Raw genomic sequence first — 20871 nt, 5'->3', positions numbered from 1 at the left:
AGTGATTGAGTGATTATTTTTAATTGCAAATTAGCGAATGAGGACGCCGAGCGGGTGAATTAGTGAATAATATTTACTGTAAGCTCCTATGAGGTAAATCACAATTCACATAATTTTAATCACTCAATCGCTCATTCACTAAATCACTCAATAACATCTAATCCCAAATCACATGGAAAAGACAAGACTTGCTCAGCCTGTTGCGCAATTGCCTGTAGAAGATGTAGAAAAGGCAATGGCTTATTATGTAGAAAAACTAGGTTTTTATATCGCCTGGCTGGATGAAAGCAAGTGGATTGGCGCAGTTCATCGGGATGAAATAGCCATTTTTTTTAGAAGAACAGAAGAGCCCTTTACGCCAAATATTCACTGGATTTTTGCAGAAGATGTCGATGCAAGTTATTTAGAAATGAAAAATAGCGGCGTAGATATAATAGACGATATTGAAGATAAACCATGGAATCAACGACAATTTACTATCAGAGATTTAAATGGACATCTGTTTTATGTGCATCATGATATTTAGAATCATTTAGTGAATGAGTGATTGAGCGATTGGTTGAATTTCTATATTTTAATCTAATCACTCAATCACTAACTCACTCATTCACTAAATTTCTTTTATTTCATCACCGTCGGAACCTCTTTTCCTATCTCCTTTCCATTCTGAAAGTCGAAACCCAGGAATTTCGCAGCTGTTTTTGCTATCTGATTCTGGAATAATTGAACATCTGTTTTCATCTCTCCTGTAGCAGGGGTATCTGGCCCGATAACCGCAAACCAGATCTGATAACAATCAGATACACGCTGCCCATGGCTTGTCCATTGCGATTTGTTTTTATCGCCTCTACCGTGGTCTGTAGTAATGATGAATGTGGTTTTATCTTTGTACTTTGGATTGCTCTGGCAATAATTCCAAAGGTCACCTATGAATTTATCTACTGTATTGGCAGCAAAAAGATACTCGTCGTATTTAGCTTCATGCGCAAACTCATCGGTTTCATCAAACGATAAAAAGAACACCTTAGGATCGTTTTTCTTGATGTATTCCTTTGCCAGATAATAAGTAATAAAATCGTGGCGGTCGCTGGCCAAGCTTGGGTAGTTAGACTGAATTTCGTTCAGCATGGCCTCTTTATCAGTCGTTTTGCCCTCCACTAATTCTTTCCCAGAATTAACCGGAACACCACTGCGCTGCTCGTTAATGATGTACGGAAAAACATCCCACGTAGAATAGGCAGCCACTTTACCTTTTAGGCCTTTTTGTTGGTTCAGAAACTCCAATACTGTAATGTTCTCATTCAGTTTCTTATCATTTGAATTCACTTTATCATCTGCGTATCCTGTAAGAATCTCGTTATAACCCGGGTATGAAAACCAATAAGGATTCATAACATTTACTTTATTATTCTGCCAACGGTTACCATATAGCTGACCTTCTTTAGCAATGGTATTCCAGAAAAACGGCAATAGTTTTTTCCTTCTTTCTTCTGCCTCATCAGCTCCGAAAGTCTTTTTCAGACGGTCTTCATTTCTCACGAACTCTTTTTTCTTCAATAACTCAGAGTCCATGCCACCAAAAACTTCCTGCCAGCGAAAGCCATCGGTAGTGATGATAAATACATTTTCAGTTTTATTCTGGGCAAATGTCTCAATAACCAATAAAAGTAATACGAGTATTTTCTTCATTGTAGTTAGATGTTTTTATGATATTGTGCGAGGAAATAATAAACAAACTGATAATCTGAGACACTTAATGAGTCCTTAAATAATCTTCACAGATTTTCAGGAAATGACCTAAATCAGGTAATTGCTGGTGTTCTACTTTAGCGGCTTCATCCCATCTGCGCATTCTGATGATAACATCAAAATAAGGATTCTGTTCGAATCTTTCGGCTTCTTCTTTTTTCATCTTTCCACCCTGAAACTCCAGGGTTTGTTTGCTGGCCTCAGATAGATTTTTATAATAAGCCGGGTTAGCATAGCACAAATAACGCTTGGCGTTTACGTGGTTTTCTACCAGAACCGCTATTCTTTCAGAAAAACCCCTGTCTCTCAACCAGTCTGCTGCCACGCCCTCGTGGTCTTTTCTTCCATAGTTAGCCATGAGTTCTTCTTCTGATGCCGCCGGTAACAGGTGCCCGATGTCATGCAAAAAAGCCGCTATCTGCACCCCTTGATCAAAGCCTGATTTCTCGGCCAGAATAGCAGATTGAGCGGCATGTTCAAACTGGCTTACAGGTTCGCCATAATATTGCTCATCGCCTTGCGAGAGGAATATCGCACGAATCTCATCAATCACTTTGGGAATATCTGCCATAATAAATATTGGGTTAAACCTTGAATTAAAAAGTAGCGGAACACCGCTCCGCTACTTTCAACTCTTACCTATGATGTACAAAAACTACTTCATTATCCAAACTGAATCGTTGATGTCGTCTTTACCGCCATACTGGCTGTTAATCGCATCATTATAATTTTTGGTGTTAGTAGTACGCTCTGAAAGCGGGTATTGCCAACGAACTGCGATACGGTTTGAGTTACCATTACCTACCCCTGTTTCAAATTTAGGGAAGCCCGTACGTCTCCAGTTAAAATAGGCTTCCATACCCGAGTTCATAAAGAATGCTGCATATTTCTGGCTGATAATCTGTTGTAAACCTTTTGTAGTTTTACCGTCATACTTCACCATATCCTGCGCATAATAAGTATCGAAATTAAAGTTAATAGTGAAGGTTGCAAGATCAGCTGCTTCTCTACCCCCAGTTTTTGAGTAAGTCATGGTATTAGTGCCATTTACGATTCCATAGAAACTCATAGATGCCTGAATACCTTTTTTATACCATGCTTCGCCATCACCTGTTGCCCAGTTTCTGTGTAAGCCCTCTGCTATGTTGAAACACATTTCAGGATAACCTACAATGAAAGTATTCTCGGCTGTATAATTACGGTAGTAACGGAAACGGTTCTGGAACGAATACAAACCCGGAGCAAAACCAGCACCATTGTTTCTTCCGGCTTTATCACTCATATCAGCTAAATCTTCTGCCGAGCTTGCCCCTACATACGCTGTATAATCTGATGGCAATTTACCAGCTTTCAATTCTCCACCTGCCGGTTCTGTAGTAACCATTACACGTGGGTCATTCAGACCAGATAGCAAACCTACATAAGTTTTTGCCATGTTCTGGCGAGTCGCATCAAAACCAAAGTTATCAGGATTCGACGGATATTTATTAAAGTTATTGTATTTAAACTCTAAGTTATCTTCCAGACCTGCAAACAAAGGATATTTAGTTGGATTGCCTAATATTTCAGCAAAACGCGCCTTCACATTTAACTCGCTTTCACCTTCCTTTTTACTTAATGAAATCAAAACTCTCAATTTGAAAGCATTTACGGCTTTTTGCCATTTACGAAGGTCTCCACCAAAGTAGAAGTCACCTTGTACAGATTGTCCCTGGGCAATCAAAGTAGCCAGGTTATCATTCGCCTCATCCAACCATTTCAAAATCTGTACGTAAACTGCTTTTTGGGTATCATATTTAGGAGTAGTGTTCGCAATACCTTTTAGGGCTTCAGATACTGGCAGGTCACCTACACGTTTCGACATTTCGTCAATAAAATACGCACGGAAAAACTTCCCAAGCGCTGTGTAACCGTTAACTTCTGCTAACCCTGCACGTTTAGCTTCTTCTTCCATTTTTACTACGTTTTTAAGCGTATTGTAGTGGTTAGGAGTCGCTGTCCATGTATATTCATTGTTAGCATAATAATTATAGTTAGAAGCATAGAACTGGTTCCAACGCATTTCTGCACTAAATGGGCGACCTGTATTGTTAGCTAAATCGGCTTCAACGCCTTGCAATACAAGGGAGGCAGGTACGTTTACCGGGCGGTTCGGATCTTTTTCAAGGTCTTCAAACGATTTTTCGCAACTGCTAAGGCTAACAGCTAATACTGCGAAAGCTCCTGCGAATAATTTATGTATCTTCATTTTTTAATATTTTTATCTGAATGATGTTAAAATAAAGCTCAATGAGCAATCAATTGAGATTAGAAAGTAAAGTTCAGGTTGATACCGTATCTTCTGGTAGATGGTGTTTGCAGACCTGAGCCACCATCGTTGATATACTGGTTCAAATCAATATCTTTCTTCTCTGCAAAATACAATAGGTTTCTACCTACCAACGATACCGAGGCATTTTTTACAACTCCGCCAAACCATCTTTCAGGTAACGAATAACCAATTACAACCTCACGCAACATAGCGAAAGAACGGTTCATTAAGTTACCATCATCTGTATTATAGTAACGGCTCACGTAGTCTTGTACAAATTGTTTGGTTTCATTTGGTTTGTATTGCAATTCAGCATAATTGGTAATTTTACCATCTGCATCGTATTTAATAGGTACTCCATTTGAAATCTGTACTCCTTCGCCCACATAAGCTTTTACACCTTTATAATCCTGTTCGCGTGCAATACCCATTATCCCTTCAGTGGTACCGATATGGCGACCACCGCGATATGTCTGACGTTGGATATAGTTAGAGATTACACCACCGATACGACCATCAAACTGGAAGCTGAAGCTCAGGTTTTTATAGTTGAATTTGTTATTGATACCAAATACAAATTTAGGATTTATATAACCTAAGAACTGAGCCACAGGAGTAGTAACAGGGCGACCTGAATCATCATTGATAATTTGTCCGTCTGGAGTTCTGGCAAAGGCAGTTCCATAGAATTTATCCAGACGGTCACCTACCTTGAAGAAAGTATTCAGATTTGCAACACCCGGATAAATCTCTGTTAGTCTTTCCTGATAAGTAGAGTAGTTAACCACTACATCCCAGTTTAAACCATCAGGGTTTTTGATTGGCGAGCCAGTTAAGGCAACTTCCCAACCTTTTTTCTGTGTTTTAATACCGTTTACCAAAGCGGCTGTATAACCGGTAGTAGAAGAAATTGGTAAAGAGAAGATTCTAGGGCCTTCGTCAGAGATGAAGTAAGTTACATCCAAGCCGATACGGTTTTGCAATACTCTGAAATCAAGACCCACCTCGGTTTGTGAAGTTGAACTTGGGTTCAGGCCAGGGTTGTTCAATGTACCTGTATAGTAAGCCGATGGCTGGTTATTGTAAGAGAAAGGCGTAGAATAAACCGCAGCGTTGCTATAAGCAGGGCCATCGTATGGAGAATAATATTGATCGCCATACCCTAGTGGGTTACCATCGCCTAAGCTAGGGGTTGTACCGATAGTAGAGCGAGTTAAGCCGTCTTTCACGTTAGCATACGAACCTCTTAACTTGAAGAACGAGATAACTGATGGAAGATTAATGTAATCAGATAAAACTGTTGAAGCAGAAACTGATGGATAAAAGAATGTATTGTTACCAGATGGTAAAGTTGACAATTTATCCACACGACCGGTTGTTCCGATAGTTACAAAATTCTTAATGGTAAAGTCAGCAGAATAATATCCTGAATTTACACGCATAGCTGAGTTAAAATTAGCGCCGCGAACAGGGTTCGCCGAGTTGCTGAAGTTGTATAAGCCCGGTACGTTCAGATAATCAGTAGAACCATATTGTGAGCTATACTCAAAAGTACGGATATTACCCCCTGCCCAGATTTTTGCGTTAAAACCTCTTACTATGTCCTTGTCAAATTTCAATAAGATGTCGGTGTTGTTTTCAAACAGGTTACGACGGTCTTCACGGTAGTCTCCACGACGCTCATCACGCCCATAAGAACCTGCTGAATAAGGCATTTTCTCTGTACGTAGCAAGTTCCAGGTAGTAATTTGCGAGCGAAGTGTAGCTTCCAGATAGTCTGTAAATTTATAAGTCAAAGCGGCCTGGCCGATAATATCAGATTTCTGGTGACCTCTCAACCATTCATAACTCATGAAGTATGGATTGTTGTAACGTTGGTACTCAGCATAAATCTGTTGGATTCCTTCTTTACCCGGTTGCCAGTAGTTACGCATATCGTCAACATCCCAGTCAGCACCGGCCCAAAGTGTCATATTATAGATGATTGAGTTAGGGCCATAGTTAATATCAGGGATATTTGGCGTGTATTGTCTGTTATACTGTAAGTTCGAAGTGAACGAAAGTTTGTCAGAGAATTTATAATCAGCAGCAATGTTAAAGTTGCTGATATTTAATTTTGTATTCGGAACAATACCACGTTGTGAAATCTGTGAAGTAGAGAAACGCAAGTTATATTTTTCTCCTGTGGCTGAAACAGCAATATTATTAGTTGATAAGATACCTGTTTGCAGGAAACGGGCTAAGTTGTCTTTACCACGGGCAATCCATGGAGTACCTGCTCTTACACCTGTTACCGGGTCAACCGGGCTATCGTATTGAGGAATCAACTGACCCTCAAATTTAGGGCCCCAGCCACCATCGTAGTCACCGTCGTTTAATCCACCACCTTTACCGTCAACAAAGGCATAACGACCGTGGTCACCCGGGCCATACAAGTCTTGTGTTTTAGGTATCGCATAAAAACCTTTATCTAACATAGTTGAAGAGTTTACTTCAACCGAGAATCCACGTTTATCTTTAGAACCACGTTTGGTGGTAATCAGGATAGCACCATTTTTACCGCGGAAACCATAAAGCGCCGAAGCAGAAGCTCCTTTTAACACTGAATAAGTTTCAATATCATCCGGACTGATGTTCCAGGTATCAGAGTTGATAGGTACACCATCCACTACATATAAAATCTCGGTATTACCCCGTAACGAAATGTTTGGTTTACGCAACATTTCAGGTTGTGCTCCGATTGTCAAACCGGCTACTTTACCTGCCAACGCATTAATGGCGTTTGGCTCACGTGCTTTAACGGTAGAAGCTCCATCAATTGACTGGATAGCCACCCCGATACGGCGAATGTCTTTTTTAATACCCAAAGCTGTTACTACTACCTCGTTTAAGGTTTTGTTATCTTCGTTCAAGGTAATATTTATAGTAGTCTGGTTACCTACTGTACGTTCTTCTGTTACGAAACCGATAGCAGAGAACACAAGAACCGAACTTGAACTAACATTACTTAATCTGAAATTTCCGCTGGCATCAGAATTGGTACCCTGATTGCTGCCTTTTACCAACACGCTTACGCCGGGGATGCCCTCGCCATTGGCAGCAGATACCTTCCCGCTTACTGAAGTCTGCGCATAAGTTGCTTCGCTGATAAAGAGGCTAATCAGAAAAACTACCATGCATAATAGGAGTTGTTTTTTCATAAACTTTTGTTTTTTGTTTGATTTTTGAAAGATTTAGTCGTTAAAAATTTATAATAAGCCAGCATGATTTTCAGCATGCAAAAGTACGCTTCTTACATTCTGTGAATGTTAAGTCGGAATTAAGCTATTGTTAAGTAAATGATGGAATTATCTGTTTTTTCAGGCTTTTTTGTGCAAAAACATGAAAAAACAGGCATTTTTTAAGAATTAAGTACTTTTACTCATGCAAGACATAGTGCATAAATGCACCGCTAACAAGCAAAGGCATAACCAGACCTTACTGGTAACAGAAAAGGTAGTGTGTATGGTGTTTTTTTTGAGGTTTGAAGAAAAGTTTAAAGGTGTGTTGGTAATACTCTAATCATCATACGTTTCAGGTAGCTTGATAGCCGGTGAATCAGCAACGCAAATAGATTTCTTTTCCAGGTAAATTGTAAAGCATCACAATTAATAGATGCTTATCAACAATGATAAGGTTTGAAAAGAAGAATCAGGATAGAGAACAAAAGGCCGCGTGTGTTTTTGTCATAAAGTAGGTGTTTTAATTAGATAGATAATAGGTACAAAAGGTTTGTATGGTATAGAGCAACAATTTAAGGAGTTTTCTGGTAAAACAAATTTCTTTCTTAATCTTTTTTTAAGCTTTTCTTAACATTCCATTTTATCATGTTTTTAGAGTGGTTAGTGAAATAAAAATTCTGAGAAAAGTAGTCTTTTTACCAACTAAATATACCTTTTAATGAAAGGTGGAGAAGGTTGCTTTTTAGTCTTACAAAACCCATTAAATAGTATTGATGAAATTCTTCTTTTTAGTAGAAATAAAGTATCTTTGTAAACAATAAATCTGTAGTAGAAATAGTTTCTATGCTGTGTATAAATGGTAAAAAAAATCTATTAACGTTTGTGAATTAAGGGTAAGGTTTGAAAAGAGCAGGAGGCAGAAATTCATGTGTTCTTCTTATAAAGTAGATATCTTTTTGTAATATAGAAATAATAAGGCTTAAAAAGATTTTTAGGGTTTCAGGCAACATTTCAGTAGCTGTGCTGATACGATATTGCTCTCGTTGACAATCTTTTTTTCATCTTCAATTACAGGTCTATTTTACCTCTTCTATTCAGGCGGAAGAAAGAGTCTTCTTTTAACTTCTGCGTTACAATTCCTTTACCAAAACATAACATAATAATAGGCTTTAAACTATTAGTTTTGAACTCTAATCAACTCAACAAAATGCTGAATGTATTTGAATCAAAAACTTTGATTCAACCCTTAATAGATAGAGTGTTTAAAGAAATAAAACATCAACTCTATCCATCTTACCGTTATCTGCAAGGTAACTGTCATTGTAATGCTCACCTGAGTTCTTTGCTTTTAAAAAAGCATAATATTCCGCATAAAAAAATATGGGTCTTCGCTCCATGCCGCTATTCAGAGACTTCAAATGAAGTCTTCCTGATTCAGGACCCTAATCATATGACCCCCAAAGGATACATCCGTTGGGGTTATCATGTAGCACCCATTGTTCAGCAAGGTAATCAGGACTTGATTTTTGATTTTAATTTTTCAGAAGAAGCTCCTTTAAACCTTGAAGAATGGCTATCTCACATGAATACTAAAAATTATCAGTATAAAATTGAAGAACCTGAGAACTTTCTGTTTTACTCCTCACCTGGACTTAAAAAACCGAATAAAAGCCTTTTTAATGGAAATTTTTATCCGATTGAAGGGACATGCTTAGAAAATAAATGGTTTGAGAAGGGATTGGCCGCTAACGAAACTGCCTTGACTATGCATGAAGAGGTGATTAAACCAGCCCTAAGAAATAATGCCCCTTCGGTACTCATCACTGATTATAAATACCTGATTGGCAGTATTAATAATTTTGAATGTGTTTTTAGAGATAAGAGTTTTAACAGAAGAATGACACCTGAGTTTCAGGAAAAATACCACAACTTGATTAACTACTACCGTGGTGTTTTTGAAGACAATATTGAGAAATGGTCAAAACTCATACAAGACATTGTATGAGTTTATTTCTTCATTACTAAGATATAACTCTTGAATATACACAACCCTTTTGCACTGTATTTATTACTTGATATAACCAAATACTTTATTTACGTTTATTAGTTATCGTTCATAATTTTCAACTACTTTTCGGGAATCCCTCTAATAGTTGTTTACTAAAAAAATAAGAAAACCCTCCTGAGAAAAGTCCTAAGACTCTTTCAGGAGGGTGAATATATAGTCTGGTTGTGAAATTAGTAATAAATCTGGGGCTGTTGCTGTGCCTGTTTTTTCTGTTTCTGCTTATCAATAATTACCCCACCTAAGGCACCAGCGGCTGCACCGGCAGCGGCACCAATCAAGGCACCTTTACCTTTTTTATCCTTTGCAATCGCTACCCCGGCCAAAGCACCTACACCTGTACCAATCAAAGCACCTTTCACAGCAGGATTCATTTTCTTCTTAGCAGGCTTTGTTGAGGTATATGATACCGGCGTATAACCGCCACCATTAGCATTAGAATAACCCCCGTCTCTATAAATTACAGTCTCTTTTGTTCTGGTTGAGGTATTGGCTTTTTTAGCTTCTGCTATTGCCAATTGTTGTTCCTGTACAAGATTCATCGAGTCAATAGTTGCCTGTTTCATACGTTCTATTTCAACTACTCTGTTCACTGAATCAATTGCAGCTTTTCTGGCTGCCTGTATCTGTTCATTAGTATTTTCTTTGCTAGTACACCCCATTGTAGCTGCTACAAGTGAAGTGATAATTATTACATTTTTCATAATCGTATCGTGTTTATTTGTGGTTTTGACAGTAGCACCTCATATAAAGTTTAAAATCTGATAAATTAGCTAAAATCAATACCTGCTATATAAGTTAAAAAATTAATTCCTCCATCCTGAAAAAATGCCTCAGAATCAAGAAGAATTCATTAAATACTTAATAATCAATCATTTAATATATATATATTCTAATTTTTACAATAATTTCCATACGCGGCAAAAAGTGGATTTTTATCCATTTACGGGGAATATTTTCCCCAAATCTTATAAATTATACTATAAAATGTCTGATCTACACTTCTATGAAAGTATTAATTGGGGAGACGTATTTCTTAAAAATGTAGATATAAAAACACGCTTTTTTTAAGTGTATTTTACACACCTTTTTGGCCTTTTAGCGATTGGACTTAACAAAAACATAATATGTTTTATAGAAGACGATGGCTTATTTTTGTCAAAAAACAATACCTTATGTTTCCAATCAGATTAGTTGTTTTCGATATGGCCGGAACTACCGTTCAGGACAAAAAGGAAGTTGAAACCTGCTTTGCCAATGCTTGTGAGTATGTAGGTTTGAATGTATCGGAAGAACGGATTTTAGCTTTACAGGGCTACTCGAAAGTAGAGGTGTTTAAAATGCTTTGGGAAGAAAAAACAGGTAAGGATCATCCAGAGTACAATGAAAATGTAATCTACTCTTATGACTATTTCCGGCTGATTCTTGAAGAGCATTATCGCAAAAATGAGGTATTGCCCACTGAGGGTTGTCTGGAAATATTTGATTTCTTACGTAGGAATAATATCAGAATCGCTTTAACTACAGGTTTTTATAGAGTAGTTACCAATATCATTTTAGAAAAATTGGGCTGGCTTGATGGCCTGGAATATAATTACGTGAATACTTCTGGAAAATCAGTCATTGATGTGTCTATCGCCAGTGACGAAGTACCCAAAGGCCGCCCGGAACCTTACATGATTCAAAGAGCCATGAAACTGATGGGTGTATCTGACCCTTATGAGGTGATTAACATCGGCGATACGCCATCAGATTTAAAGTCAGGTGTAAGAGCCGGTTGCCGTATGTCTTTAGGCGTGGTGAATGGTACACATACCCGTCAACAATTAACTATTCTGCGTAATGATGGCTTATTAGATTCTTTGAAAGATTTAAAAGACATTATTATTAACTTAGGCGTTCTTAGCGAAGCATAAATGAAAAATCACGATCTAATTATAGTTGGCAGCGGCATTATGGGGGCTTTTCATGCCTTTCACGCGGCAAAAAAAGGAAAGAAAGTATTAATTATCGAAAAAGATAATTTTCCAGTCAGTTCAACAGTCCGCAACTTTGGGCAAGCCGTTCCCTCAGGTTCCGCCGGAAAATGGTTTGACTTTGGTAGACGAAGCCTTGATATTTATAAAGACATTCAAAGTCAATTCGATATTTCTGTCAGAAAAAACGGCTCAATCTATTTTGCATCTGACGAAACAGAATGGCAACTGGCTAATGAGTTGTATGATATACACCAAAGCCAGGGCTATGAGTGCATTCTGCTTTCGAAAAGACAATGCCTTGATTTATATCCTGAGTTGAAAGAAGATTATGCGCGTGGTGCTATCTACTATCCAAGCGAGGTAAGCGTTGAACCCAACCTGCTTATCCATAGAATACTCCAATACCTACAAGAACAGTTGCAGGTGACATACCTGACCAATACCAGCGTGATTGGCTGTACAGAAGCATCAGGCTTTGTAACACTTATGACAAGTAGCAACGACCAATACACGGCTGATAAAGCTATTATTTGCAGTGGCTATATATTTAACCTACTTTTTCCGGAAGTATATGCACAAAGTGGTATGATTGTCAGCAAATTACAGATGCTACAGACTGTACCCATGACAAATGTTTCTATCAAAGGGAATATCCTGACAGGCCTATCTATTCGTCGATACGAGTCATTTGAGCAATGCCCTTCTTTCAAAAATATTACCACGCCTGATCATTATTCAGAATTAAAGAAATGGGGTATTCATATTTTGTTTAAGCAAGCCATTGATGGTTCTATCATCATCGGTGATTCGCACGAATATGCCCCAGTTGGCCGAACAGATGAGTTAGGCTTTGATACCAAAACGTATATCAATGACCTGATGCTGAAAGAAGCCGAACGCATCATGAGTTTTCCGGTCAGAAAAATTGCCCGCTCATGGGCCGGTTTCTACGCTCAACACCCCGATGAGATTTTCGAACATGATATTAGTCCGAATATTCATATCCGTACAGGCATAGGCGGTAAGGGTATGACAACCAGCGCCGGGTATGCAGAGAGTGTGATTGAGGGGTTGTTGTAATTATTCAAAACTTATACCTGGTCCCAACTGTAGGATATGCCTGAACAATATTCTTATCTGTCAAAAGATGATAATATAAACTCACCCTGGAACCAACAGCCAAACCCTTTTTAATAGTAAACCAGATTTGTGGGTCGCCGAAAAAGGCGAATTTCTTACCTGTCAATCCTTTGGTGTATTCAATACCTTGGTTCCGGTTTTCTGTCCATGCAACAATGCTCCCTTCTACAAATATTTTATAGTTCAGAAATCCTCTGCCAAAGTAGAAGGTAAATTGAGGGTCGTGACTACCTTTTTGAAAAGCGTTGTAGCGATATAAGGCAGCAGCACTTATCCATGCACCTTTCCATTGAAAAGGGTAAGCAACTCCCACACCAAAAGAATTGCGGATATAGTAACCAAATGATGGTTCGGCAATGCCCAATCCACCGCTATAATTCAGCGAAAGATAAACTTTAGGCTTCCAGAAACGTAGAGACTGTGAGACTTGTAAAAAAGCCTGATTAGTATTGTTTTTCTCACCATCTAAAAAGGTCTGTGCTTTGAATAGGAATGAGCCGGTGCCAAGGGTATCAATCTCCTTGAAATACTGAAAGCTAATCATTGGGAAATTTTTTGGATTTAACTTCGGGTCAACTGTATGACGAAAATCATAATGAAGCTGAAAGTCTTGTGCTTGCGAAAGAACTGAGTGTAATAAGAGGCAGAGAAAAATCAGGTTTGACTTGATGTTTGAGTTCATTTGAATCTTTAATTTTGTTTTTCGATGCTTCAAATCTCGGCCGAAAAAAAAATATGCTCCGTAATTGAAGCATAAATGTCACGTAAACGTTAATTACGCATACCAGCAACCAACTGCATGAGTTCTATAGACGAAAAAGCTTTTTTCAGATTATTCCACGAAGCGCATGAAAAGTGCTTCTGGAAGAGCTTAACCACTCCCCTTTCGGAGACGGAAAGCAAGCATTTTTCGAACGAGATTCTGGAGCGCACGGGTTTGGTAGTTGGCTGGAAGAGTATTAAAAATTACTCACTTCATATTCTTAATCCCGGCACGAATAAGCAGGAAAATCCAAGCACAGCCACTTTAGATACATTTGCCCGCTATGTAACCAACGCGGCAAAAACAGATGAAGCTAATCGGAAGAAAAATGAAGCGCATTTCAGGTATTGGTACAACTATAGGGATACTTATGCCAGGTCGTACAGTCCTAAACGCAAGCGTCGTAAACATATATTCGTCTATCATTTCAAGTTCTGGGATTTAATTGCTATTGTTGTTTTACTGACAACTATAGCCATTTATATCTATAGAAATAGCATTAAATCAACTAATTTTACTGACCATTTTAAATCAGTCAGTCAGGATTCATTGGCAAAAAAAGGTTGGGTGCTAAAAAACGAAGATCCTATCTACTGGGATAAAAAAGACGAAAAGGCTGGACATTTGACACTCTATACTTTAGATGGCGACAATTATCCTGATACAGCAGGCAGAATAGGTATTAAGAATCTCTTATTGAGAAAAATACCCAACTCCTGTTTCTCAACCGAAATCCACCTGAATAATTTTATCCCTCAGCAAAACTGGCAACAGGTAGGGATTTTATTAATGGAAGATACCACTTTTACGAGCAAGAGCGTCAGATTGACGCTTTCCTTTAATAACTTCTTTGGAGGCTTCACTAAGCCCGGAGAAATTCTGCTACAAGCTATAAGTGCTATTAATGGAAATCTTAGTAAACCAGAAGAAATAGCTCACACAGTCATTTTCAGTACTGATTCAACGCAATCAGCTATAGTTAATAAAAACCTGAAAAAATCAGCTTTGCGTATTGAAAAACAGAATCATACTTTCCGATTCTTATATGCTACAGGAGAAAATGACATTTTTGCTTTCAAAGAGATAATCACCCGTGGTTTATTGATTGAGCCTAGATATGTAGGGATCTTTGCCTTGAAGGGCTTTATGCCTCATACACCTGCTAAACCAGCGCATATTGACTTTTTTAGGCTGGAAGAGCAGGCTTGTAAAGATTAGCCTGAATTTTAATTTAATTGATGCGTATATACCTTTTGTTTAAATTAGCCTCGTATTTTTGCACTCATAATTGTTTTCCAATCATAAATAATCCATTTACGTATGTCAGCTTGGTATCAAGGAAAAATTCGTTATCAGAAAGTAGACGAAAAAGACAGAACCATTAAAATCACGGAAGTTTATTTAGTAGACGCCGTATCGTATACAGATGCAGAGGCAAGAATCTACTCAACTGTTGCTTCTAATACGCCCGACTTTCATTTATTCGGACTATCTCGCATGAAACTGCAAGAGGTATACTTTGTAGAAGATGGGGCAGAAACCTGGTTCAAAGTAAAGGTAAACTTCGTGAGTTTCGACGAGAAATCTCAGAAAGAGAAGCGTACCCCTTTCAATATGTTGATTAACGCAGAAAATTCATTGGAAGCCTATCAGCTTATTTCAGAAAGGTTAGGCACGGTAGAAGACTACCAGATTACAGATATTAATATCACCAATATTCTGGAAGTAATTCCTTACGATGAAGTAGAAGAGAAACTGAAACATGGCAATTTCAAGCCTTTGGCTGAGGTGATGGAGAATTGATATTTTTATTGTCATTTCTGAAAGAGCCGACATAAGTTGGCTCTTTTTTTGTTAGATTTGCTAAACAAATGTGACTATAAATTCTATGAAAAAAATCTTTACACTTCTTTTAGCACTTCTTTCTTATACTGCTTCTGCACAAATTAGTTTCTTTAAAGACTTGAATACAGCTGAAGACGGGTCTTATCCTTCAAATTTTATTGAAATAAATGGGGTTACTTTTTTTATTACCTATGAATTGGGGCTTAATAGCTTATGGAAAACTGACGGGACAGAAAACGGCACAATAAGGGTTACAGACCAATCAATTATTGCCTACCCATACGGTTTCAAAGGTGCTAGTCTTTATTCATTTAACAATGAACTCTATTATTTTGTACAGGACATTAGTGAATCTACAAATATAAGTCTTTGGAAGACCAATGGTATTGACAGAACACTGGTATTAGCTAGTGCCAACTCAATTGAAAAATTGTATTTTTTCAAAAATGAAATTTATTATATTGGTTTAAGTGGATTATTTAAAATTAGTAATGGTGAAAGTATTCTGGTAAAAGCTTTACCTGTTAATACGAGCATCTCTAATCACCATCAAATGACTATTGTTAATAACCATTTGGTATTCTTTACAATTATGAATCCTGGTAGCTCTGATAAGATTTTTCAGGTCTGGAAAAGCGACGGAACTACCGAGGGTACGAGTGTTATTCAGAGTATTAACAAATTATTTGAATTTCCGACTAGCAGTAATCGAGTTTATGTAATAGGCAATAATCTTTATTTCTTTATAAAAAGATTTATAATTTCGCCTGATAACTTATCAAGTAAAACGGTGATAGAGCTTTGGAAAACAGATGGCTCTCAAACTTTATTTATAAAAACTATTTTAGAAAAAAAAGCTTTAAATTCTGTTTCACAAACTTCAAGTTTAGGTAGTTTCGATGGCAAGCTTATTTTTATTTTAAATACCACTGAATTGTGGATATATGATACTACCACTGATAGTACTACTACACGTCTGAGAACTTTTTCCGCTATCCCGGATGATTATTCTTTTAATAGAAAATGGGGTGTTTTAGATAACAAATTTTATTTTTCAGCAGGGGAAAATAACAACTTAGAATTATGGGAATCGAATGGAACTGTCGACGGAACCCTCCTATCAAAAGATATTAATCCTACTGGTAGCTCAAACCCTTTCTTTTTCACAAAAATCGCTAATAAATTGTTCTTTAAAACCAGTTTGGGCGAGGTATGGCAAGCAGACGGTACAGAAGCAGGAACTATTCGTCTTTTAATTTTTTCTGTTCCTCCTGCTGAAACAATCGTATTAAGTCAGGAATTTATCTATAATTCTAATAATCAGGTATTATTCAGTAATCATGACCCACAACATAATATTGAATTATGGAAAGGTGATGTTAATCTTCAAAGCACAGCATTAGTAAAAAACATAGTTACTTATACAAAAGGCTCGTTGGCATCTGATAAAAAAGTAAAATTAGGTAATACCTGGTATTTTAATGGGAGAGATCATCGTGGAGGAGAACTATGGAAAACTGATGGTACAGAAACCGGGACTATGTTAGTAAAAGATATAAATTCTGGTTACTTAAGTACTATCATTCAGGAAATTGTCGCTGTTGGTAATACTATTTACTTCACTGCCAGGTTTACTAATGAAAACACAAATCGATTATTTAAATCAAATGGCACAGAAAATGGCACAATTGAAATCATTCTTTCAAGTAGTAATCAGGTTCCAGTAAATCCACAGAAATTGACAGCCACTATTGATAAATTATTTTTTTGGGGAGAAAATAACTTAAAATTATGGGTGTCTGACGGAACAATCATTGGCACTCATACGATACAAACTTCGCCGGCCGTAGGTTCAATAACCCCACATCTAACAGCCGTTGGGAGCAAGGTATTTTTCGACAATTATGGTTTATGGGTGAGTGATGGAACTGAAATTGGAACTCATGAAGTATTTTATATTGATTCAGGAACATCCCTTAGCCCTTATCTTATGATTGAATTTAAAAATAAACTTTATTTTTTCTCCGATTACTTTAAAGACTCTGATTTTAAAGAAGCACTCTTTGAATCTGACGGTAGTGCAGTTGGTACAAAGATTGTAAAAGATTTTGAGTCTAATTACGCTTTATTGAGTAGTATTTATTTATTCTTACAAAAAACTAATAACCGATTATTTTTTAGATATGGTTTTAATACCGGCTCTCCACCCTATTCTTTCAATTTATGGACAAGTGATGGTACTACACAAGGAACCCAACCAGTAAAAACAATTACTTTTGGACAAAATTCAAATCTCGACTTTTTTAGTGTTAATAATCAGCTTTATCTATTCTTAAAAGCTAATGCTACAGGAAGTATTCTGAATATCTGGAAAAGCGATGGTACCCCTGAGGGTACTGTTCAGTTATTAAATAATGCAGCAAATAGCAATATGGTTTCAGCTATTAATTTCTACGATAAATTATTCTTTAGCTATTATGATAAAGAATATGGAACCGAACTCTTCAAAGTCAATCAAACTAATACCGGAATCTGTCTTGCCGGTGAAATAAGAAATGGGAGCAAAAATTCTATGATTTATAACCTGATGGATTTCCCTGACAAGATATTATTCTGGGGTACTGATGAAATACATGGAAGTGAGCTGTGGCAATACCTGCCAATGGATTGTGAGGGAAATAGAAATTATACTAAACAATCAGGAAGTTGGGCTTCGTCTGATATCTGGACTTGTGGCAGAGTTCCCGATTCAGGTGATATAGTACTTATTAAAAGCGAACATACTGTTACGGTTCCCAATAACTATAATGCTCAAGCCAAATTTTTAACAACCCAGCCCGGTGCTGTTTTAGATATTCCAAAAAGCTCGGGACTTCTTGTAAAACCTTGATAGTAGATTATTATCTGAACTTTGATTAACCTGATTTAATGATTAGAATGATGTATCGATATTGTAAAACATATTTATCCAATCTGAAAGTATCAATAGTGATTTCAGTGAAATCAAATAAATCAGTTAAATCAAATTTCAAGATTATACCATCTCTGACTTCGGAGCCAACCTCCACCATACTTTTCCTTTTAAATGCTTATTCGTAAAGTAGGTGAGCTGTATTACCAATAAAACCAGGCATACGCCTGAAATGATATAACCGAATGTGATGAGCACATTTACAAAAGAAATCTGTTTCAGAAAGAACTCTCGGTATACCAAGAGCGACACACTACCTAAGTAGCCTATCGAATCGCAGATATAGACCAGAAAACCTACATTACCTTTAGCTTTAAACAGAGCTATCAGTCGCTCAAAGACCACTGTTTGTATTAATAAATAAGGCAGAAATAAACCAATGCCTAAACTCAACATCCATAGCTTTGGAGAAATTAACTGTTGTTGAAAGGCCCATGTGCTACCTCCACAAGCAGCTACCGCAACAAGCATCATACCTGTGAATGTGAGGTAAGAATGAAAGTTGTTACGGACAAAGGCAATCAATGCAATCAAGCTTACTACTACCAGACCAATGGTTGTTTCTATCTCTGAGAAAATAATTTTACTGAAATTCGGGTCAATTTCCCGCCATACCTCTACAGCAAAGTTATCTCTGAAATCACGCATGGTAGCCATTAACAGATACATGCCTACAAAGCAGAAAAGTCCTAAACCAAACTCCTTAACAATTCTGCCTCTGTCTTGTTTAGTCATAGCCGAACGGCTTGCTCTTAGTCGTTTGTCTTCGTCATTCGGTGGTGGTATCTGTGCCAGAATCCAGACAAAAAACAGGAAGAAAGGCAGAAAAATGAGCCCGATTACATAAGGCAAATGAAATTCGCTAATCTGATAGGTTTCTTGGAGATATAAATAAATAGTCTTTAAAACCCCGGAAGTCATGACCAGATTCAGGCTTAGTCCTAAAGATAAAAATTCTGTCAACTTGCGCCCCTCCAGAAAGCTAAAGATAACACCCCATACCATACCTAAGGGTAGCCCATTCAGAAATAGAAATCCAAAATTGTATGGGAAAGGCACAAAACCAAAGGCCAATAAGGCAATTTCGGCAAAGGCTATTAATCCTATAATCAGTAAAACGCGGCTTTTGGCTTTTAATTCGGCGATGACCTTTATACCAATTATCTTAGAAAGCATATAACCGAATACCTGCGAGATAATCAGAATACTCTTGTAGCCCATTCCCCACAATTCGTAATTTTCGTATAATCCGGTAGTGAATGGTTTGCGAAAAGCATACATACAGAAATATGTGCCAAAGGCTGCAATGATACACCAGACTATCAACAATGCTTCAGATTTTACCAGGATTTTCTTCACAGATTGCCGCTATTAAATGAACCTGTAATTTCGACAACCCATGTAAACTCACTGTTAAGCCAGTATTAAATAAAGAATTTCAGCCTGTGGAATTAATTCTACAATCTATATACGTATCACGCCACAAATGCGGATTCTTTATACGTATAAGCACATTTGTTCGGTTAAAATCCCTACAAAAATGCGTTGGCTAGAGTTTTTAGAGAGATATTTTAAACACCAGTGGCGTCAAACACCTATTAATTATATAAGCTCATGAATTCAACATCTATTAAAGTACCTGTTTATCTTAAGCTAGCGCAAATCATTATGGGTTTGCTGGCTTTTTTCTATGTGCTATATATTGGGCAAAATATTATCATTCCGTTTGTACTGGCAACTATTGTGGCTATTCTGCTTAATCCGGTAGTTAATTATCTGATGAGCAAAAATGTTAACAAGATTCTGGCTATCGTTCTGGCGATTCTGGCTGCAGCTATTGTAATTGGAAGTGTTTTGTTTTTTATTGGTTCACAGTTGATTATGTTCAGCGATTCTGCTCCTCAATTTAAAGAAAAGTTCGATGAATTTGCTCAAAATGCCATCAACTGGATTTCGCAGACTTTTGGTCTTAGTAAACCTAAGATTCAACAATCAATAGAAAGTATGAAAAGTGAGGGTCTGAAAAACGGAACCGCATTAATTACCAAAGTATTGGGAGCAATGGGCAATATATTTACTTTATTTATATTAATGCCCGTATATATTTTTCTGATTCTTTTCTATAAGCCTTTGTTACTGGAATTTATAGCCATGCTTTTTCAAGGTGACAAGAAGAAAATAGTAGAAGAAGTACTGTACGAAACCAAATCGCTCATTCAAAGTTATCTGATAGGTTTACTTATTGAAGCCGTTATTGTATCAGCACTTATTTCGTCAGGTCTGTTACTTATGGGCATTCAATATGCTGTTTTAATGGGTATTATTGCGGCCTTGATGAACTTAATACCATATATAGGTAACCTGATCGCCATGGTTTTCCCGATAACAATGGCACTCACAACTAAAGAACCAAGCTATGTGCTTTGGGTAATAGCCTTGTTTTCAGTAGTTCAGTTCGTAGATAATAATCTCATTGTACCTAAAATTGTAGCCAGTAAAGTCAATCTGAATGCCCTTGTTTCTATTGTAGTAGTGCTTATCGGGGGTTCTTTGTGGGGAATAGCCGGCATGTTTCTTTCAATACCACTTACAGCTATTTTAAAAGTGATTTTTGATAGAATTGATGATTTAAAACCATTTGGCTTTCTGATAGGTGATAACCAACCCAGAGTGGGCAAGGTCGCGTTTAATTTTAAGGGGTTGGAGAAGAAAGCGAAGAAGAAAGAAGAGAAGTGATTGCAGATTTAACAATAAAATTATTGTCAACTTGAAATAACAACAAAATTACTGTTAAAACTAAATTTGTCAGGATACACTCAAAAGAAAA

The 20871-nt window shown here is 37.2% G+C and carries 15 protein-coding genes; 8 read left to right on the top strand and 7 right to left on the bottom strand.

Annotated elements, in window-relative coordinates; all coding sequences use genetic code 11:
* The first annotated feature begins 172 nt into the window (after positions 1 to 172).
* The gene (locus D0T08_RS07810) at positions 173 to 526 is read left to right on the top strand and encodes a VOC family protein (protein ID WP_116982065.1); all 354 of its coding nucleotides are present in this window, start codon (positions 173 to 175) and stop codon (positions 524 to 526) included.
* A 95-nt stretch (positions 527 to 621) separates the two neighbouring features.
* Here D0T08_RS07810 and D0T08_RS07805 read toward each other — a convergent pair whose 3' ends face one another.
* The 4 genes from D0T08_RS07805 to D0T08_RS07790 form a co-directional block, all read right to left on the bottom strand.
* Positions 622 to 1689 carry an alkaline phosphatase family protein gene (locus tag D0T08_RS07805; RefSeq protein ID WP_116982064.1) on the bottom strand — a complete coding sequence of 356 codons (1068 nt, stop codon included), beginning with the start codon at positions 1687 to 1689 and terminating at the stop codon, positions 622 to 624.
* A gap of 64 nt (positions 1690 to 1753) precedes the next feature.
* Positions 1754 to 2320 (bottom strand): phosphonate degradation HD-domain oxygenase, encoded by a 567-nt coding sequence (locus D0T08_RS07800; RefSeq protein ID WP_116982063.1) that lies wholly within the window; start codon positions 2318 to 2320, stop codon positions 1754 to 1756.
* 84 nt (positions 2321 to 2404) lie between these two features.
* Positions 2405 to 3997 carry a SusD/RagB family nutrient-binding outer membrane lipoprotein gene (locus D0T08_RS07795; protein ID WP_116982062.1) on the bottom strand — a complete coding sequence of 531 codons (1593 nt, stop codon included), beginning with the start codon at positions 3995 to 3997 and terminating at the stop codon, positions 2405 to 2407.
* 59 nt (positions 3998 to 4056) lie between these two features.
* Entirely contained in the window at positions 4057 to 7260 is a 3204-nt protein-coding gene (locus tag D0T08_RS07790) for a SusC/RagA family TonB-linked outer membrane protein (protein ID WP_116982061.1), read from the bottom strand.
* Between the two features lie 1204 nt (positions 7261 to 8464).
* Between D0T08_RS07790 and D0T08_RS07785 the strand changes: the two genes are divergently transcribed.
* On the top strand, positions 8465 to 9286 hold the full coding sequence (locus D0T08_RS07785; protein WP_147322731.1) for a protein-glutamine glutaminase family protein: 822 nt from the start codon (positions 8465 to 8467) through the stop codon (positions 9284 to 9286).
* 233 nt (positions 9287 to 9519) lie between these two features.
* On the opposite strand, the gene D0T08_RS07780 is transcribed toward D0T08_RS07785, so the two are convergent.
* On the bottom strand, positions 9520 to 10050 hold the full coding sequence (locus tag D0T08_RS07780; RefSeq protein ID WP_116982059.1) for a YMGG-like glycine zipper-containing protein: 531 nt from the start codon (positions 10048 to 10050) through the stop codon (positions 9520 to 9522).
* A gap of 471 nt (positions 10051 to 10521) precedes the next feature.
* On the opposite strand from D0T08_RS07780, the gene D0T08_RS07775 reads away from it, so the two are divergent.
* Both D0T08_RS07775 and D0T08_RS07770 read left to right on the top strand, forming a co-directional pair.
* Entirely contained in the window at positions 10522 to 11262 is a 741-nt protein-coding gene (locus tag D0T08_RS07775) for an HAD family hydrolase (protein WP_116982058.1), read from the top strand.
* Positions 11263 to 12405: a TIGR03364 family FAD-dependent oxidoreductase gene (locus D0T08_RS07770; protein WP_116982057.1), complete on the top strand. Its 1143-nt coding sequence runs from the start codon at positions 11263 to 11265 to the stop codon at positions 12403 to 12405.
* A 4-nt stretch (positions 12406 to 12409) separates the two neighbouring features.
* Here the strand turns inward: D0T08_RS07770 and D0T08_RS07765 are convergent, their stop codons facing one another.
* Entirely contained in the window at positions 12410 to 13147 is a 738-nt protein-coding gene (locus D0T08_RS07765; RefSeq protein ID WP_116982056.1) for a DUF5020 family protein, read from the bottom strand.
* Between the two features lie 117 nt (positions 13148 to 13264).
* Between D0T08_RS07765 and D0T08_RS07760 the strand changes: the two genes are divergently transcribed.
* From D0T08_RS07760 to D0T08_RS07750, 3 genes are all read left to right on the top strand, one after another.
* Positions 13265 to 14446, top strand: coding sequence for a hypothetical protein (locus D0T08_RS07760; protein WP_116982055.1), 1182 nt, complete (start codon positions 13265 to 13267; stop codon positions 14444 to 14446).
* A 102-nt stretch (positions 14447 to 14548) separates the two neighbouring features.
* On the top strand, positions 14549 to 15031 hold the full coding sequence (locus tag D0T08_RS07755) for a DUF4494 domain-containing protein (RefSeq protein WP_116982054.1): 483 nt from the start codon (positions 14549 to 14551) through the stop codon (positions 15029 to 15031).
* Between the two features lie 85 nt (positions 15032 to 15116).
* A complete protein-coding gene (locus tag D0T08_RS07750) occupies positions 15117 to 17963 on the top strand; it encodes a hypothetical protein (protein WP_116982053.1) in 2847 nt (948 codons plus the stop codon).
* 144 nt (positions 17964 to 18107) lie between these two features.
* Here D0T08_RS07750 and D0T08_RS07745 read toward each other — a convergent pair whose 3' ends face one another.
* Positions 18108 to 19403: a DUF5690 family protein gene (locus tag D0T08_RS07745; protein WP_116982052.1), complete on the bottom strand. Its 1296-nt coding sequence runs from the start codon at positions 19401 to 19403 to the stop codon at positions 18108 to 18110.
* A 255-nt stretch (positions 19404 to 19658) separates the two neighbouring features.
* Here D0T08_RS07745 and D0T08_RS07740 point away from each other — a divergent pair, with 255 nt between their 5' ends.
* The gene (locus tag D0T08_RS07740; protein WP_116982051.1) at positions 19659 to 20780 is read left to right on the top strand and encodes an AI-2E family transporter; all 1122 of its coding nucleotides are present in this window, start codon (positions 19659 to 19661) and stop codon (positions 20778 to 20780) included.
* Positions 20781 to 20871 lie beyond the last annotated feature (91 nt).

It is taken from the genome of Emticicia sp. C21, assembly GCF_003418935.1.
GTDB lineage: Bacteria > Bacteroidota > Bacteroidia > Cytophagales > Spirosomataceae > Emticicia.
This window is presented reverse-complemented; position numbering and strand designations above follow the sequence as displayed.

What these genes read in the sequence shown, in the direction of transcription:
- D0T08_RS07810 (WP_116982065.1), top strand. Translation starts at nt 173, where the DNA reads ATGGAAAAGACAAGACTTGCTCAGCCTGTTGCGCAATTGCCTGTAGAA.
- D0T08_RS07805 (WP_116982064.1), bottom strand. Translation starts at nt 1,689, where the DNA reads ATGAAGAAAATACTCGTATTACTTTTATTGGTTATTGAGACATTTGCC.
- D0T08_RS07800 (WP_116982063.1), bottom strand. Translation starts at nt 2,320, where the DNA reads ATGGCAGATATTCCCAAAGTGATTGATGAGATTCGTGCGATATTCCTC.
- D0T08_RS07795 (WP_116982062.1), bottom strand. Translation starts at nt 3,997, where the DNA reads ATGAAGATACATAAATTATTCGCAGGAGCTTTCGCAGTATTAGCTGTT.
- D0T08_RS07790 (WP_116982061.1), bottom strand. Translation starts at nt 7,260, where the DNA reads ATGAAAAAACAACTCCTATTATGCATGGTAGTTTTTCTGATTAGCCTC.
- D0T08_RS07780 (WP_116982059.1), bottom strand. Translation starts at nt 10,050, where the DNA reads ATGAAAAATGTAATAATTATCACTTCACTTGTAGCAGCTACAATGGGG.
- D0T08_RS07775 (WP_116982058.1), top strand. Translation starts at nt 10,522, where the DNA reads ATGTTTCCAATCAGATTAGTTGTTTTCGATATGGCCGGAACTACCGTT.
- D0T08_RS07770 (WP_116982057.1), top strand. Translation starts at nt 11,263, where the DNA reads ATGAAAAATCACGATCTAATTATAGTTGGCAGCGGCATTATGGGGGCT.
- D0T08_RS07765 (WP_116982056.1), bottom strand. Translation starts at nt 13,147, where the DNA reads ATGAACTCAAACATCAAGTCAAACCTGATTTTTCTCTGCCTCTTATTA.
- D0T08_RS07760 (WP_116982055.1), top strand. Translation starts at nt 13,265, where the DNA reads ATGAGTTCTATAGACGAAAAAGCTTTTTTCAGATTATTCCACGAAGCG.
- D0T08_RS07755 (WP_116982054.1), top strand. Translation starts at nt 14,549, where the DNA reads ATGTCAGCTTGGTATCAAGGAAAAATTCGTTATCAGAAAGTAGACGAA.
- D0T08_RS07750 (WP_116982053.1), top strand. Translation starts at nt 15,117, where the DNA reads ATGAAAAAAATCTTTACACTTCTTTTAGCACTTCTTTCTTATACTGCT.
- D0T08_RS07740 (WP_116982051.1), top strand. Translation starts at nt 19,659, where the DNA reads ATGAATTCAACATCTATTAAAGTACCTGTTTATCTTAAGCTAGCGCAA.